The organism is Weizmannia sp. FSL W8-1119 (assembly GCF_038008605.1).
Taxonomy (GTDB): Bacteria; Bacillota; Bacilli; order Bacillales; family Bacillaceae_C; genus Weizmannia; species Weizmannia coagulans.
In genome coordinates this window covers 713944-730453 of the sequence record NZ_JBBOZL010000001.1, presented here as the reverse complement: position 1 = coordinate 730453, position 16510 = coordinate 713944, and the positions used below count along the sequence as shown (strand labels likewise).

15 protein-coding genes are annotated in these 16510 nt (G+C 46.2%); 5 read left to right on the top strand and 10 right to left on the bottom strand.

What is annotated here, in order from left to right; all coding sequences use genetic code 11:
- Positions 1 to 383: 383 nt before the first annotated feature.
- The 5 genes from hpf to flaG all read right to left on the bottom strand — a co-directional run bounded on the left by hpf (position 384) and on the right by flaG (position 4473).
- Positions 384 to 944, bottom strand: coding sequence for a ribosome hibernation-promoting factor, HPF/YfiA family (gene hpf / locus NSQ19_RS03390; RefSeq protein WP_013858626.1), 561 nt, complete (start codon positions 942 to 944; stop codon positions 384 to 386).
- Positions 945 to 1202: 258 nt separating this feature from the next.
- Entirely contained in the window at positions 1203 to 1550 is a 348-nt protein-coding gene (locus NSQ19_RS03385) for a flagellar protein FliT (protein WP_013858625.1), read from the bottom strand.
- Complete coding sequence (gene fliS, locus NSQ19_RS03380) at positions 1547 to 1951, bottom strand: flagellar export chaperone FliS (protein ID WP_340702382.1); 405 nt, start codon at positions 1949 to 1951, stop codon at positions 1547 to 1549. Before fliS ends, NSQ19_RS03385 begins: the two co-directional genes overlap by 4 nt.
- A 14-nt stretch (positions 1952 to 1965) precedes the next feature.
- Positions 1966 to 4092 (bottom strand): flagellar filament capping protein FliD, encoded by a 2127-nt coding sequence (fliD, locus tag NSQ19_RS03375; RefSeq protein WP_340702381.1) that lies wholly within the window; start codon positions 4090 to 4092, stop codon positions 1966 to 1968.
- 12 nt (positions 4093 to 4104) lie between these two features.
- Complete coding sequence (gene flaG, locus NSQ19_RS03370) at positions 4105 to 4473, bottom strand: flagellar protein FlaG (protein ID WP_017551657.1); 369 nt, start codon at positions 4471 to 4473, stop codon at positions 4105 to 4107.
- Positions 4474 to 4773: 300 nt separating this feature from the next.
- Between flaG and NSQ19_RS03365 the strand changes: the two genes are divergently transcribed.
- Entirely contained in the window at positions 4774 to 5043 is a 270-nt protein-coding gene (locus NSQ19_RS03365) for a hypothetical protein (protein WP_340702380.1), read from the top strand.
- A gap of 210 nt (positions 5044 to 5253) precedes the next feature.
- Here the strand turns inward: NSQ19_RS03365 and NSQ19_RS03360 are convergent, their stop codons facing one another.
- The 4 genes from NSQ19_RS03360 to NSQ19_RS03345 all read right to left on the bottom strand — a co-directional run bounded on the left by NSQ19_RS03360 (position 5254) and on the right by NSQ19_RS03345 (position 11298).
- Complete coding sequence (locus tag NSQ19_RS03360) at positions 5254 to 5835, bottom strand: DNA-3-methyladenine glycosylase (protein WP_029713921.1); 582 nt, start codon at positions 5833 to 5835, stop codon at positions 5254 to 5256.
- A gap of 645 nt (positions 5836 to 6480) precedes the next feature.
- Positions 6481 to 6804 carry a hypothetical protein gene (locus NSQ19_RS03355; RefSeq protein ID WP_235430812.1) on the bottom strand — a complete coding sequence of 108 codons (324 nt, stop codon included), beginning with the start codon at positions 6802 to 6804 and terminating at the stop codon, positions 6481 to 6483.
- A gap of 280 nt (positions 6805 to 7084) precedes the next feature.
- Positions 7085 to 9505: a Lon protease family protein gene (locus NSQ19_RS03350; RefSeq protein ID WP_061566313.1), complete on the bottom strand. Its 2421-nt coding sequence runs from the start codon at positions 9503 to 9505 to the stop codon at positions 7085 to 7087.
- Between the two features lie 380 nt (positions 9506 to 9885).
- The gene (locus tag NSQ19_RS03345) at positions 9886 to 11298 is read right to left on the bottom strand and encodes an amino acid permease (RefSeq protein WP_118497993.1); all 1413 of its coding nucleotides are present in this window, start codon (positions 11296 to 11298) and stop codon (positions 9886 to 9888) included.
- 436 nt (positions 11299 to 11734) lie between these two features.
- Here NSQ19_RS03345 and NSQ19_RS03340 point away from each other — a divergent pair, with 436 nt between their 5' ends.
- The 4 genes from NSQ19_RS03340 to NSQ19_RS03325 all read left to right on the top strand — a co-directional run bounded on the left by NSQ19_RS03340 (position 11735) and on the right by NSQ19_RS03325 (position 15468).
- On the top strand, positions 11735 to 13093 hold the full coding sequence (locus NSQ19_RS03340; protein WP_118498011.1) for an MFS transporter: 1359 nt from the start codon (positions 11735 to 11737) through the stop codon (positions 13091 to 13093).
- Positions 13077 to 13853 (top strand): sugar phosphate isomerase/epimerase family protein, encoded by a 777-nt coding sequence (locus NSQ19_RS03335; RefSeq protein WP_118497992.1) that lies wholly within the window; start codon positions 13077 to 13079, stop codon positions 13851 to 13853. The genes NSQ19_RS03340 and NSQ19_RS03335 overlap by 17 nt, the downstream gene beginning before the upstream one ends.
- Before the next feature lie 96 nt (positions 13854 to 13949).
- Positions 13950 to 14777 (top strand): HAD-IIA family hydrolase, encoded by an 828-nt coding sequence (locus NSQ19_RS03330; RefSeq protein WP_118497991.1) that lies wholly within the window; start codon positions 13950 to 13952, stop codon positions 14775 to 14777.
- Positions 14770 to 15468 (top strand): MgtC/SapB family protein, encoded by a 699-nt coding sequence (locus tag NSQ19_RS03325; RefSeq protein WP_118497990.1) that lies wholly within the window; start codon positions 14770 to 14772, stop codon positions 15466 to 15468. The genes NSQ19_RS03330 and NSQ19_RS03325 overlap by 8 nt, the downstream gene beginning before the upstream one ends.
- Positions 15469 to 15509: 41 nt before the next feature.
- Here NSQ19_RS03325 and NSQ19_RS03320 read toward each other — a convergent pair whose 3' ends face one another.
- On the bottom strand, positions 15510 to 16073 hold the full coding sequence (locus NSQ19_RS03320) for a glycerol-3-phosphate responsive antiterminator (protein WP_118497989.1): 564 nt from the start codon (positions 16071 to 16073) through the stop codon (positions 15510 to 15512).
- Between the last annotated feature and the right edge of the window lie 437 nt (positions 16074 to 16510).

Genomic DNA, 16510 nt, shown 5'->3' with positions numbered 1-16510 from the left:
TCCGGGCTTTTCTCGCTTCCTGCTTGCCTTTTTTCTTCTCTATCCTAAACATAGGCACCGGCTCATTTTCACCTTTCTGCCGGGGCCGCGTCCACTGCAGCATGGCGGCTCATTAGACAAAAGAGCCATGTCTGCCAAGGGTTTTGTCCCGATAGAAGCTCCAATTGACAAAACCACCGGCGAAGCAGGGCGAATTGTCTAATTAGGTCTTCTATCCTGAACATAGGCACCGGCTCGTTTTCACCTTTCTGCCGGAGCCGCGTTCCTTGCCGGCTCGCGTTGTGTGCTAAAAAACCGCCCCCGGCCCGCTTTGCTTTCACCGGATAGGCCCATGCTGCAAAAGCACCCGCGGATTCACCGCGGGTGCTTGCTTCGCCATTCCCTTATTTTGTTTCAATCAGCCCGTATTTGCCGTCTTTGCGGCGGTATACGATGTTCGTATGATTTGTTTCCGCATCGGTGTAAATGAAGAAGTTGTGGCCCAGAAGGTTCATTTGCAGCACTGCTTCTTCACTGTCCATCGGTTTTAAGTTAAAATGTTTGGTCCGCACAATTTGCAGTTCTGAGTCTTCTTCTTTCCTGGCTTGTTTTTCTTTCAGTACGGCGTCCGGAGTGAACAGTTCCCTCGTGCTTCCTTTTTCACGCAGTTTCCGGTTTACTTTTGTTTTATGTTTGCGGATTTGCCGCTCCAATTTGTCAGCAATCAGGTCAATTGCCGCGTACATATCCTCATTGGTTTCTTCCGCGCGCAATACGAGCTGCGGCATTGGAATTGTAATTTCCACTTTGGAAGTTTTATCCGGATTGACTTTAAGTTTTACATTGACGGAAGTGTCTGGCGTTTCTACGAAATACCGATCCAACTTGTTCACTTTTTTCTCAACATAATCCCGAATCGCCGGAGTTACCTCAATGTTTTCGCCACGAATGTTGTAGTTCATCATGTGGACCCCTCCTCATCAACTGGCAGCCCCTTGCATACCGCGGTATGCTCGTACTTTCACTTTGCACGGTAAAAGCGCTGCCTTCTCTAATAATCTTACACTTATATATTTACACATTTCCTGTCTAAATTCCTTCTTTTTTGGCGAATTTTTCTTAGAAATATTTGTCATCCCCCTGTTGCCGCTGTAAAAAGCAGCCATCATGCCGGTTTACACGGCCTTTCCCGAAAAAAAGAAGTTCTGCATCGATCAGAACTTCTATCTTTTCCGGTCATAAAACCTTCCATCATTTAACTGCAGGGACTGGTACGGATTTATATACTGCTTCATGGACGTTTTCTTTTTCGCAGCTTGCTGAATATCGTTCCGGATGCCGGACAGCGTTTTCTGCATCAGGGGCTTCAATTGTTTGTCGAGATCCATGATTTTTCTTCCAAGCCATTGCGCTTCAGCGGAAAAAGGCGGTTTCATGGCAGCAAGCAGCGCCCCGCGCCGGTCGAGGAGCCGGTGGACGTTTTGGATCAAGGTTTCCCTCGGCTGTTCTTTATGAAATTCCGAAAGTAGCGCTTCCGTCAGCTCCAGGCAGGCGGCAAGATCGCCCGTCATACTTTGCCGCCCTGCCCGTATGTTTGCCGGCGGTTCACCTGGATGACCTGCTTCCAGGTGTCACGGAAACCCGCCACCAATTCTTCTGCTGTATCCAGTTTTGACACGTCATTTTTCACATTGGCCTGGATCAGTTCGCGCAGGATAAAATCGTAAAGGGAAAGCATCTTTTCTGCATCTTCAAATTTGCCTGTATCCAGCGTCATCATCAATTCGCGGATGATGTTTTGCGCTTTTTGGATATTTTGATTTTTTTCTTCAAAATTTTTGTTTTCAATGGCTTTTTTTGCCAAATGGATAAATTTCAGGCAGCCATTGTACAGCATCAATGTCAGCTCGCCCGGCGATGCGGTTGCAATCGAGTTGTTCTGGTACGCCTGGTATGGATTACGTGTTGCCATTTGCGGCCCCTCCTTTAACTATTGCTGAAAAAGCTGGATAGATAAGTATATTGGCTGTTGTATTTTTGGATTGCTTGCTCCATCGCTGTAAACTGCGCATAATAACGGTCTTCAAGCTTGCCCAGTTTGTCGTTCATGTCACGGATTTTATCCGTCAAATCGTTGATGTTTTTCCCGATCGTAAACTGGGTGTTCACATAAGTGGATTTCCCGGCTTTGTCAACGATCGTGTTATAAGTATTATTGACGCTGTCGTACAGCCTTTGGACAATGCCTTTTTCCGATGTTGTGCTGCCGGTCGCGCGAAACAGCAGTTCAACCGAATCCGGATCGTTTTGGATCGCGGCCTTCAGCTTGTCTTCATTAATTTCTAGCTTGCCGCCTTTAAGCCAGTCGGAAGTCGTTGTGATGCCGATGCTTGATAGCTGGTTGTATTCGGATGAAATATTGGCGTTATTTACTTTTGAATAAATCAATGACCGCATGTTCGACAAGGAACTTTTCAGCGTCATATCATTCCTTAAAAGGCCGCTTCTCGCTTTTTTATCCCATTGGTCCTGCTGCGTGTCCGTCAATTCCTTGCGCTGGTCGTCCGTAAGCGGCGCATAATCCGGGTAGCGGTCTTCATTCAGCTTCGACTGCACGGCATCAATCAGGCTGTTATACTGGTCCACAAAATCTTTGATGTTTTTGAAAATGGTGTCCGTATCGTTAGAGACCGTAACCGTGACGGGTGTATCAAATTTGCTTTTAAGGGTGTACGTTACGCCGTTGATGGCGAACGTGTTGGACGTACGTTCTGTTTCCAGGCCGTTCATCGTAAATTTTGCATTCTCACCGCCGGATTCTTTGCTGCCATTAAACTGCAATGTTTGATTTAAAAAATCATTGCCAGACCCGCCGATGATGATTTCATCACCTTTATTGTTTTTTTGGTTTTTGTTGAAGTCTCCGGTCATTTTTCTCGTGAGCGAAACCCTGTCTGCATTTTCGTCATAGTACATGGAAACCCCAAGTGTCGAATGGTTGTTTACATCTGCCATGACAGTATTTAAAGAATCCGTGCCATCAATATAAAAAGTCGCTTTATTTATACTTCCGTCTTCATTATAACTTCCGAGCGACATGGTGGCATATTTTGATGAATAAGTGACGGAAACTGTGTTGCTTTCTCCGCTTAATACAGATGAATCCGTAAACGTGATCAGTCCGGTTGAAGCATCCAGCGTACCGATCGGACTGCTTTTTCCTGTATCGGATTCTGCGTACAGTTTGTCGTTTTCGAGCACATAGTTTGTATTGTTGATTTTTAAGCTGAACGCCTGATCTCCGCCCGCATCCGTTGCGATCAAGCCATGCCCCAGCTGCATCGTTGCCGTACCCTGGGCCAATGTTTTTGTTTCTGTCACCGCCCCCGCGACATACTCCACATTGATGCTGGATCCCGAAGATACCGCACTGTCAAATGTCAACACGCCGCTTTCCGCGTTATAAACGGCATAATTGCCTTTTTCATTGTCAGGAATATTGCTTTTATCATTTACAACCTGATAGGTTTTGCCATTGACTTTTACATTCATAGCATAATAGGTAATACCGTCCGTCGTTGTTGAAACAGGAGGATTGGACAGTTTGACCGATGCCGTCGCATCCCCGTCTCCTGAAAAAGACTGGGAGACCACGACCCCGTTGTTCCAAGTAATGCCGTTTAAAAAGTTCCCGGTCTGGCTGTAAAGGCTTGCGTCCGCTTTGATTTTGGCACCGGATTTGGAAATCGTTGTTGCCGTTTCAGATCCTGATCCGCTGATTTTTGTCGCAGCCGTTGCCAGTTGCGTAACGCTTTGGATGGTTGCTGATCCGAGTGCAGCATTATTTGCCGCAGTGGCCGTCACATTATTTTCGTTTGACGAGGTTGTCGTACGCACCCTGTACTTGGTTGTCAATTTCATGTTGGACAGCGTGGAGCGGAAGTCAAAATATTTTTGGTTCAGCGTCCGGTAGTCTTCTTCCTGCCACTCCAAAATTTGCTTTTGCTGCTGCAGTTTGACCAAAGGCTGTTTTGCCGCGGTCATCATTTTTTCGACAATGGAATCGATGTCCATGCCGCTCGCAAGCCCTGTGATTCTTTGTATGGATGTCATTCAATTCCCTCCTTATACCTTTTCATCGGCCAGAATCCCGACATGGTGCAGCATATCGGCATACGTATCCAAAATCCTTTTCGGCGGAATTTCTTTAATCACCTGGTCCGTCTTGTCGTCGACAATCGTAACATAATATTCTTTCAGCTGGTCATGAAATTGAAATTTTAAATGGGTGGATGATCCGGACAAGAAATGGTTCAGCTGGTCCACCGCTTTTTTCACTTTTTCTTTCGTTTCTTCATTGGCGGGAAGGCTTTGTTCCCTGTTTTCTTTTGTCACAATTGGCCTGGCCTGATCCGCCTCGGTTGCCTTTTGTGCCTGCGGTGTGCTGTTTGCAAGAGGCGGATGCGCAGCCTGCCACTGCGTCGCTCCAATCATAGCAAGTATCTCCTTATGTTCCGACGTTCCCGCCATGCCTTGTTTCATGGCGGAACAAAACCGCTTTTTTGTCTACTATTTGTATCGGATGTTTCCAGCCGTTTTTAACATCCGCCGCTTTAAAATTTCACTTTGGCGAATGCCTTACCTGAAGCCGGAAGGGTTTTTTCAGAGGTGTCCATGCCGGAACGGGTGAAGCAGCGCAAATTTTTGGGATAAAAGGCAAATACCCATACAGGCACCGGGTTTTTCACATATGCTTTATCGTACAAAAAATAATGGGGTTGAGGAGGAAAAACTTTGAATACAGGTTATCAAGAAGTTCCTTATTATGAAACATTGAACCATGAAGATGTAAGATTGCGGCCATGGGGATTTGGAGGCTTCGGATTCCGGCCATGGGGTTTTAGGCCATGGGGCTTCAGGCCGTGGGGATTCAGGCCATGGGGATTCGGTTTTGGCCCGTTCCTCGGAGGGTTTGCAGGCGGCCTGGCAACATCGGCATTGCTCGCACCTGCGCTTTACGGCGGCTACGGCTTCCCGTACGGCGGCTACGGCTATTTCTGGTAGTCCGACGCAAGAAGCCGGCCTTTAAGCCGATTTCAACTTTGCGCCGGCCTCCCGTTTAAGAAATAGAGTAGCGGATCATTTGCTGGTTTTAATAAGCGATGGTCGTTGGACACAAGGCGTAAAGAATCCGTTTTCATATAATCGCCCGGCACCGGCTACATGCCGGTGTTTTTTCTCTTCGGCACTTTCTTCACGCACCGCCTTTGCCGTTTACGCCCGCCTCGATACATAACGGTTTTCTTTTATCCAGAACCGGTACGGGTAATGTTTGGCTTCACCGGTGTTATCGATTCCGATGCGCGGGCCGGTTTCGATTTGTTCCGGTTCGTATCCTTCCGCAATAAAGAGCGGGCGTTCGTAAAATACGCGCCCGTAGTCTTCCATTGTAATGCCTAATGCTTTTGTTAACTTCCCGGGACCGTTTGTGAGTTGCTTTGCTTCCTTGACTTTCCGGCGGGCAAACATCAGCTCCGTTCCAATAAAAGGTTCCACGGCACGGATCAGGATGGCTTCCGGTGTGCCTTCCCGGCCGCTGACGACATTCACGAGGCAGTGGGTGTGCATTTGGTATGTATACACGTGGCCCGGGCCATAGTACATGATTTCCGTTCTTTTCGTCCGCCGGTTTCCATAACTGTGCGCGGCCCTGTCCCATGCACCCATGTATGCTTCCGTTTCGGCAATAAAACCGGCCGCCGTTCCTTCTTCCGTCTCTTTGACGAGCAGGCAACCGAGAAGGGCACGCGCCAGCTCCAGCGTATCTTTTTTAAAAAAAGCCGCCGGCAAAGGCATAAGCGGGGCTTTTCTCACATGAATGCCTCCTTTCTATATGGGGCGCTACTTTCCGTACATTAATGATACCCGGCAAAGGGCACTTTAACTCCTTTCTCCATATCATACGGTATACGGCCAAAAGCATCTTTCCGTGCAGTAAAGGACCTCTCATACGCTTAAACATGCGGCAGCGGTTTCGCCAAGCACAAACGAAAACCGGAGTGAACTCTCTTCCCATGCAATGAACGATTGATATCCCGAACGCTTCGAAAACCCCTTCTTCCCATCCATGCAAAAACAGCTTTCCATCCGGCAGTGGTTCCTTCGTATTTTTAAACATGCCTTGCACGATAACGGTTACGCGCAATACGAACGGAAACCGGAATGAAGGATATCCCTATCCCGCACTTTTTTAAAAAACCCCCACCACCGATAACGGCTACGCTGCTGCGATTGCGGAATCCGGAACCAGACGCATCTTTCCATCCAGCAATGGTTCCTTCGTTTTAAAACCTATACACCTTTCCCTTACGATAAACCGGAATGGAAAAATGTTTTCCATTCAAAGCTTTCTTTGCACATTCAAGAATGGAGCTTCCCTTTCGCGATAACGGTTACGTTACAGCAGTTACCGGAGCCGGGGAAAAGGCAGCCATCTCCAGTTTAGTTATAACGATTGATATCCCTTTTTCCGCTTTGTTCCAGGCGCACGACTAATGCTGTCAAAATGTATTTCACATAAGCCAGCACGCTCGAACGGCGCTCGCAGATGATGTTAAGCTGGTGGATAAAATCGAGTATACTTTCCCTGCTCATATTGCGGACAAGCAAATCGATTGCCTGCTCGATTGTCAATTCCCGGTGCCTGTCTTTGCTTGTCTGCACTTCAATTGATTCAAACGAATGCATGAAAGAGTGGAGAATTCCTCTGATCTGATTCTCACTCAACGGAATTTTTTTAAAATCCTCACTTGATGTTTTGCTCAATTTCAAACTCAAATCCTTTCTACACGACGATGCAGATGCCGGGCTGCACGCTCTGTATCTTTTTTGCATTGCCACAGCAGCGCCCCCTTCCCCCTTTATGCAATACGGATTTGAAACGATGAAAAACGGGATGATGAAAATTTTTCACATTTGCCTGTTTTATTATTATAACCGCAAAAGAAGGAACCATTATAGAGCGTAAAACGGAAATGATTCTTTCAGACTAGTTCTTGCCAAAAAATTATAATAAAGGCGGGCTCTCTTTGCCCGCCAGATTACATTATTGTTTCGTTTCTTTTACAGATTCATACATTTTTTGAAAACGGGCTTCCACTTTTGCAAAAATGGTGCCGTCCGGGAAGTGGCCGCCGGAAGTGCGTTCTGCTCCCGCGTTTTCGCCGGTTAAAATTTCAATCCCTTCCGAAATATGGCGGACGGCCCATATGTGGAATTGGCCGGCTTTCACGGCATCCACGACTTCATCATGCAGCATCAAATTGCAAACATTTTGCTGCGGAATAATGACGCCCTGGCGCCCTGTCAGCCCGCGGTCTTTGCAGATGGCGAAGAAGCCTTCTATTTTTTCATTTACACCGCCGATCGGCTGGATCTCGCCCCACTGGTTCACTGAACCGGTAACGGCAATCCCCTGTTTGATCGGCACGCCGGCAAGCGATGAAAGAAGCACATACAATTCGGTACTGGAGGCGCTGTCACCGTCAATAAGCGAATAGGTCTGTTCAAACGTGATGCTCGCCGAAAGCGGGATCGGCTTGTTTTTGGCAAACATGCCGGATAAAAACCCGGTTAAAATGAGCAGCCCTTTATTATGAATCTGCCCGCTTAAAGAGGTTTCCCGTTCAATGTTCATAATGCCGCTTTTTCCGACAAACGTTTGCGCCGTGATTTTTGTCGGAATGCCAAATGTTGCATCCCTTGTCCCCATCACAGCCAGGCCGTTAATTTGGCCTACCCGTTCGCCGTCCGTATCCACCATAATCGTCCCGTTATGGATCATTTCGCGGTATTGTTCGGAAATATGGTTCGTCCGGTTTGCCTGCTCTTCCAGCGCTTTGCGGATATGATGGCTGTCTACGCAGGCGCTTCCTTCTTTTTTCGCCCAGTAACCTGATTCGACGAGAATTTTTGTCAGGTCCTGGAAGCGCGCTGTCAGTTTCTCCTGTTCCCCGGCAAGGCGCGCACTGTGGTCAATGACTTTCGCAACGGCGCGCCGGTGGAACGGGAGAAGGTTTTTCCGATCTGCATAATTTTTGATAAAATAAGCCATTTTCCTGCGGTTTTCCGCATCCCGCTTCATCACCGTGTCAAACTCGACTTTCACTTTAAACAGCTTATGGAAATCTTCATCCACGCTTGATAACAAATCGTATAAATAGTAAGACCCGATAATGATCACTTTGATATTGAGCGGGACAGGCTCAGGCTTAAGGCCGCTCGTCGGGAAAGCGCCTCTTTCAGCAAACGGGTCTTCAATCTGGATTTTCCCCGTTTGCAACGCGCGTTTCAAAAGGGTCCATGCATACGGCTGCGACAGCAGTTCGGCAGCCTGCAAAATTAAATAGCCCCCGTTCGCCATATGGATTGCGCCCGGTTTAACGAGCGTGAAATTGGTCGTCCAGCTGCCGAACGCGCCGCGGTACTCGATTTTCCCGAATAAGTTTTGGTATGTCGGGTTCGTTTCATAGATGACAGGCGCGCCCTGGCCGTTTTTATGGCTGACAAGGAGATTGACGGCATAGCGCTGGAGCTGCTGCTCTTTGCTGCCGGTCAGCGCCTGGACGACGGCGTTTCCTTCTTCCTGGTCGGTTAAAAACAGCGAAAAATGCTCGACAACATCATGGTTGTATTCTTCGAGATAGCGGAGGACTTTTGGAAAATCGCGGTAAGCTTCTTTTAGCGGCTGGAACAGGCCTTCAATGGTAAAAGCAGCTGTCTCTTTATGAAAACGGTCGAGATTTTTCCGGAGCTGTTCTTCAATTTTCCGGATCTGGTACACCGTTTCATTGATTTTTTCCTCAAGCTGTTTTTCCCGTTCTTTCAATTTTTCTTTGTTGGCATCGGAAAGCCGCTCGTATTCTTCTTTTTCCATCGGCCGGCCGAAAAAAAGCGGAATGGTTTGAATGCCGGCCGGGGTCCGCTCCAATTTAAAATTCAGCCCGGACGCGAACATTTCCGTTTCTCTCCAAAGTGCCTCGACCTGGTTTTGCGACGCGTCAATGATATTCCGCTTCTTCTTTTCCGTTTCTTCATTTGAAAAAGTGGCGCGGAGTTCCCGTTCAATATCAATCAAAAGGGTTTCCATCTTGCGCTGAAAACGGAGGCCGCTTCCAGCCGGCAAATTGATGACAAGCGGCCGGTCCGGATTTTCAAAATTGTTGACATAGCACCAGTCATCCGGCACCGGCCGTCCGGATGCGAGCTTTTCGACACTATGTTGCGTATACGTCATTCTGCCCGTCCCGGACGGTCCGACGACGAATAAATTGTAACCGGACTGCTCGACAGACAAACCGAAATCCATCGCCTGTTCCGCCCGCTGTTGCCCGATCATTTCATTCGGCAGCGTTTCTAAATCATCTGTCGTTTCAAACGGAAACTCGTCCGGGTTGCATTCCGAACGTAATGATGAGACAGGTACACGGTGTACGGATAAAACCGTTTCGTATTCTTCCCGATTCATTGCAATCCCTCCCAATATGGGCAATGCCCTCCCCGTAAGATTTCGACATTTTTGTCGGAATTCCTGCAAAATGGCGGCATGTCAAAAAGTGAACATTTTTAAAACGGACTCTGTTGTGATCATTTTTCGCCGGCATTTCACCAGGTGACAGGAAAAGTCTGGTTTTTCCTAAAGCAGGAACATCCTGAAAACGAATTTTTTGGCATCCAGTGGCAGCATATTCAGAGCAAAAACGATTGCAGAGGGAAAACGCGCAAACATTGCGAAGAACCCGAGCATTTCGCGGGAAGAAAAACGCAGAGCAGCCGCAATCTTCCAGGACCAAATATCGAAACACGAAAAACTGCTCCGGTTCGATCCGGAGCAGCCCACTTCAGAGCTTAGTAATCTTTCACAGGCGATTCCCTGAGCGGCGTGTTCTTCGCGCGCACTTTCGGGGCGACTGCGATTTGGTAGTATACAAGCAGAAAGACGAGCCAGAGAACACCGGCGAAAACGGAAATGCGGGTTAACGGTGAAATGGCAATCGCGATAAAAGCTAAAAGAAGCATGACCAGCCCGGCAATCGGCAAAACCGGCCAGAACGGCATTTTGTAATGAAAACTTGCACCTTTGTCTTTGGATGCGGCCCGGTTCACAAGCTCCAGCACGAGGATCAGTGCCCAGATAAAAATAGCCGAAAAGGCGGAAGCACTCGTAATCCAAACATAGACAGTATCCGGCGCAAGATACGTGATGACGGTTCCAACCGACATGGCCACAGCAGTTGCAAACACGCCGGCGTACGGAATTCGCTGTTTGTTGAGTTTGTTGAGGGAACGCGGGAGCAATCCTTCATTCGCCATACTGTAAAGCTGCCGGCTGCCACCGTAAACGCCGGTATTGCACGATGAGAGCCCGGAGAAAATAATGATCAGGTTCATCAGCGTTGCCGCAACCGGAATGCCAACTTGCGAGAAAAGAAGAACATACGGGCTACCGTCATGCCCGGCCAGTTGCGTCCACGGATACGCGCACAGCATGATCAAAATGGATCCGATATAGAAAAAGGAAATCCGGTATGTAACACTTCTGAATGCTTTCGGCATCGACTGGCGCGGGTTGTCTGATTCGCCTGCTTCCACGGCGAGCGTTTCAATGCCGGCGTATCCCTGAATCACAATCGCAACCGCCTGGAAAACGCCGAACCACCCGGCCGGGAAAAACCCGCCGTGCGCCCAAAGGTTCGAAAAGCCAACGATTTTTCCACCATTAAATAAACCGGTAAAAATCATCAGCGCGCCGAAAACCATAAAGGCGAGAATCGCAATGACTTTTAAAATCGCAAACACAAACTCAATCTCGCCAAAAATTTTTACAGCCAGTAAATTAGAAACTGTGAATAAAATGAGTGCCAAAAATCCTGGAATCCAGGCCGGAAAATGCGGAAACCAGAACTGGACCAGCTTTCCGATCGCGGCAAGCTCCGACATCACAGTCGCCACCCATAAAAACCACCACATGCCGCCTGAAACAAAGCCCATCCGCTCGCCGAACAAATCATGCGCATACTTGCTGAATGATCCGGCCACCGGTTTTTCAACCGTCATTTCCCCGAGCGCCCGCATGACAATGGCGACAACCAGGCCGGCCGCAATATACGCCGCCAAAACGCCCGGTCCCGCCATTTTCACTGCCTGCGAAGCGCCGTAAAACAGACCGACGCCGATGACGCCCCCTAATGCCAAAAACTGAATATGCCGGTTTTTCAGCGACCGGCTTAAATGATTGCCCTGTTTTCTGTCATTCTCCATCCTTCCAACTCCATTCGCTTTTTTTGTCTGCATACCCTTTGCCCAACCGTTTAAACAAAACCGGCGGATGTTTCAGCTTCCGATCCTCGGGGTATACTAACGACAAAAAGGAAGTGAAACCATGTCCGATAAACAGTTGAAGAACGAAGAAGAAAATGAAAAGAAGAAAACGAAGAAGCTGGCTGACAAAACACTGACGGATGGGACAATGGACAGGAAGGAAGAGAAGGAGGAGTAAAATCTGAACTGATAAAAAATTTTGTTTTTTGTATTGACAGCCTAGCCTAAATCTTGTATAAATAATTTAACAACAAAAAACGTATAATCTCTATGGCTGGAGACGATGAGAAGCCATAGCCAAAAACATGACAAATGTTTTTTTGGCTATGGCTTTTATTTTTCGGCAGGATTATACGGAAAAGAAAGGGAGAGAAAAATGAGTTTTGAGCATTTAGACTCGCCACAGTTAAAGCGCTTCCAAAGGAAAGTCACACTTTTGTCTGCCGGCGGTACTTTTTTGGATGGCTTTGATTTAACGGTAATTGCTGTTGCCATGCCGCTGATCCTTGATCACTGGGAATTCGGGCCGGGCATGCAGGGACTGATTACTTCCTCAGCTGTCATTGGCTCTTTTATCGGAGCAATCTGGCTGGGAAATTTAACAGATAAGTATGGACGGAAAGCCATGTACGTGGTTGATTTGTTGGCATTTGTCGTTTTTGCGACACTTACGGCGTTTGCCCAGGCACCTTGGCAACTGGCCCTCTTCAGATTTTTACTTGGTATAGGGATCGGGGCAGACTATCCGATTTCCGCTACGCTTGTATCCGAATTCAGTGCGACGCAAAGCCGGGGAAGGCACAGTACATCACTCGGCGCCATGTGGTTTGTCGGAGCGGTTGTTGCCTATCTGGTTGGCATACTGCTTGTCCCGCTCGGCGAAAATGCGTGGCGTTACATGTTACTTACTGGCGCCATTTTTGCTCTCATTGTCTTCTTTTTTCGTGTAACGCTTCCGGAATCACCACGATGGCTTACTGCAAGGGGGCGTGAAAAAGAAGCAGAAGAAATTATGCTGAAAATTACCGGACAGAAAGTCAAAATTCAGCCAAATATGAAGCCAAAACAAAAGATTAGCAGCCTTTTCACGAAAGGACTTTTCCGTCGCACTTTCTTTGTTTGCGGATTCTGGTTTTGCTATGCCGTTGCCTATTACGGAATTTCCATGTATACACCGACCATTCTAAAACCATTTACTCACGGATCGCAAATGATGGTATATATTGGTTCCGGAACGGTTAGTTTGTTGGGCTTAATCGGAGCAATTATCGGGATGAATTTGGTTGAAAGAATTGGCAGAAGGCCGTTGATCATTACTTCTTTTACCGGCTTATCCATTGCATTAATCATTTTAGCACTGAACCCTTCTCCGACAATGGCTTTTCTTGTCATCTTATTCAGTTTTGCCGTACTATTTGCCAACATGGGTGGCGGCATTCTTAATTTTGTATATCCAACTGAGTTATTTCCAACCGGCATTCGTGCAAGCGCTTCCGGATTGGCAACTGCCGTCAGCCGGATTGGTTCAATCATGGGCATTTTAGTATTCCCAAACCTTGTTGTGGCATGGGGTAACAGCAAAGCCCTCTGGTTTTTTGCCGCCGCCGGATTGCTGGGACTTCTTATCTCGGCTATTTTAGCACCGGAAACAAAAGGGAAAAACCTTGAACTTATTAATCAGGAATTTGATGAAAAAAATGCTGAAGCAGGAGGTAAAAATGGAAACTTGGCTTAGTATATGGTCAATCGGGCAGGAGAGCACGCTGGATGATTTTAAAATACTTCAAAAGGCCGGCTTTGACGGCGTTGAAATTTGGGCAGAGCATTTACGGGCAAAAGAAACCTTTGAATATGCCCGGCAAACCGGCTTAAGAACGAGCATTCATCTTCCATTCCATGATTTGAACATTGCCACGCCGGACACGATTATCTATGAAAGGGCTTTTCATGTATTAAATGAATGGATGGATATTTTAGCGGGATACGGAGGCAGCCATGCCGTTTTGCACGGTGGCTATGCCTGGTCCTCTGAAGAACGTGATGAAACGCTGTGTCGTGTTCAAAGCCGGCTCATGAAATTAAATGAAGCGGCACAAAAGCGGGGGATCGTGTTGTTGCTTGAAAATCTAATCCCTGACCGGTTAAATTACTGCCACCATGTTGCTTCTAGCTTAGAAGAGTGGACCGGCCTGCTTCAAGCCTGTAATTTGAAGGCATGCCTGGATACGGGACACCTGGCGATCATGGGAAATGAACTGGAAGAGACTGTAAAACAGCTTGGTGAATTGTTGGGAGAGATACATGTATCAGAAAATGACGGAAAAGCGGATTTGCATTTGCTGCCGGGGGAAGGGAACCATTATACAGAAAAACTGATTGATATTTTGACAAAGTATCAGTTTACAGGGCCGGTTGTATTCGAAATTAATCCTTATCAATATACTCTAAAAAACATAGTAGATAATATGGCAAAGTTTAGAGAAAAGCAAAAATAACACGGACAGAGACTTTAGAGACCCCCAGCTGGTAGTAAACCTTCTTCAAGGTTTATTAAACTGGGGGGGTTTTTCTTTTATTGGGAGGGAAAGCAATTGAAAAAGGGATTTATTTTTGATTTGGACGGAACCATTTATCTCGACAACCAATTAATAAAAGGAAGTGCAGAAACGATAGACTACTTGCGGAATCGGGGACATCATGTTGTTTTTTTCACCAATAAATCCATTGCCACTAGAACTGATTACGTAAAAAAATTGAACCAGCTGGGGATCCGTACCTCACTTGAAGACATTATCAATTCAAACTATGTAACTGCAAGATTTTTAAAGCAAAAAATGAATCCATCAGAGCTTGCCTATGTGATCGGAGAAAAAGCTTTGTATAATGAATTAGAAAAAGAAGGAATTTTAATTACAGAAGATGCTAATCTCGCAAACTATATTGTGCTGGGGTGGGATCGCCAGTTTACTTATGAAAAACTGAAGCAGGCATACATGGCATGGCGAAACAATCATGCTTTGATCATTGCCACCAATCCTGACCGTACTTGCCCTACTGCAGAGGGACCGGTTCCAGATTGTGGTGCATTAATTGGAGCATTTGAAGGCGTGACTGGCATAAAGGTTGACCATATTATGGGAAAACCCTCGAGGTTTGCTGCAGATCTTATTGTCAACCATATATTAAAGCTGAAGCCGGAACAATGCTATATTGTCGGTGACCGCCTCGAAACTGACATTCATATGGGAAATGTGTATGGCTTACATACCATTTTGGTTTTAACAGGGATCAGCACGCAACAAACGATCAAAACAACAGGGATACAACCGGAGTACATTCTTGAAAGTGTAAAAGAAATTATGCAAATGTCCGAGATTATGGACTGTAAAGCAGAAAGACGAGGTGCTTTGCATGATTGATTTTTTTCAGTTTGACAGCGAAATGCTCCTAAAACTCGTCATGTCTTCCATACTTGGATTGGCAATCGGGCTTGAACGGGAAATAAAAAGAAAACCACTCGGATTAAAAACAAGTCTTGTGATTTCAATTGTCAGCTGTTTATTGACAATTGTTTCCATCCAGTCTGCTTATTCGTTTCCACAATCCGATTTTGTCCGTATTCAAATGGATCCTTTAAGGCTCGCTGCCCAGATTGTTTCCGGAATCGGATTTCTTGGGGCGGGCGTAATATTACGGAAAGAAGATGATACCATTTCCGGTTTAACAACGGCTGCCATGGTTTGGGGGGCAGCCGGTATTGGAATTGCCACCGGTTCAGGCTTTTATATGGAAGCAATTGCAGGGGTCGTACTGCTCATCATTAGCGTGGAGATCATTCCGGGATTGATGAAAAAAATTGGTTTTGAAAAGTTGTACGCAAAAGAGATTTCTCTCAATCTTATCTTACAGGACAGCCGTGATATCCAAAAAGTCATTCGCTCCTTAGAAAAACAAGATATGAAAATCATCCAAACCCATATTAAAGATCTGGAACATGCAGCATACCAGCTTGAATTGAAAATAAAAGTCAGAGAAAAAACAAGCATTGCTTATATTTATAGTGAAATCATTCAAATGAATGAAATCAAGCGTTCGGAAATCAGCGGATAAAAAAAGAAACGGCACAAAAGGCCGTTTCTTTTTTTATCAAATTAAATATCAAAATTCCAAAGTGAAGAATCCCCTGTTGAAATCGCCAGTGCGCCTGCCTCTAATCCTTGCAAAATATCCTCTTTTGATTCAATTAAACCACCGGCAATAATCGGAAATTTTACCTTTCTTGTCAGCTGGTCGATAATGTTTGGCATCAGACCGGGAAGCACTTCAATGGCATCAGGACTACAGGTTTTACTCGTGTCAATTCCCTTCTGGACAGCGGATTTATCAATGAGAAAGATGCGCTGAATGGTCATCAATTTTTCATCTTTTGCATATTTAATTAAAGAATGTTTGGTGGTGATAATTCCGGTTGGCTTCCATTTTTGAGCGATAAATTTGACAGCACTCCTTGCATTGGACAACCCTTCAATAAAGTCCATATGTATAAAAATATGCTTTCCGGCCTTTCTTAACTGTTCAAGATACTCTGATGTATTCAGCAAATCCCCTGTTAAGAGAAATACAATATTAGCCCGGCTCAAAGCTGCTTTTTCAATATCCTCTTCTTTTTTCACTGAAGCAATAACCTGCGATTGAACAAGATCAACAATATTCAAAATAATTACCCCCTTTTTGTAATCATGCTACATCTACTTATTCTTTTAACCTTGCTGGAATTCCTTCATAAAAAACTCTCCTTCAGCCGTCAATAGAAAGTGGATTGGCAAGTACTTCTTGCCCCGTTGTGTTCAATGGTTTAAAATTTGGCGGATTCCCATTCGTTATTTCAGCAAATGGCAAAGCGTCTTTTTCACGTGGCCATAAAAAGAGGAAAGCATGTTCGACCCAATCCTTTCTTCTCATTTCTATTTTTTCTTCCGGCCTTTGTCATAGGTGATCACCATTTCGGATTTTTTTTCTTCTATTCTTTCTTGCCTCTCCCTCTTTCCCACTCTCTGATTGCGTTAAGTACTCCCTGCCCGTTCATCGCCCATTCTCCAGTTCCTGCAAAATGTCCGTGCCAATCGTCTTTTTCCGGTAATCTGCAGCAGAA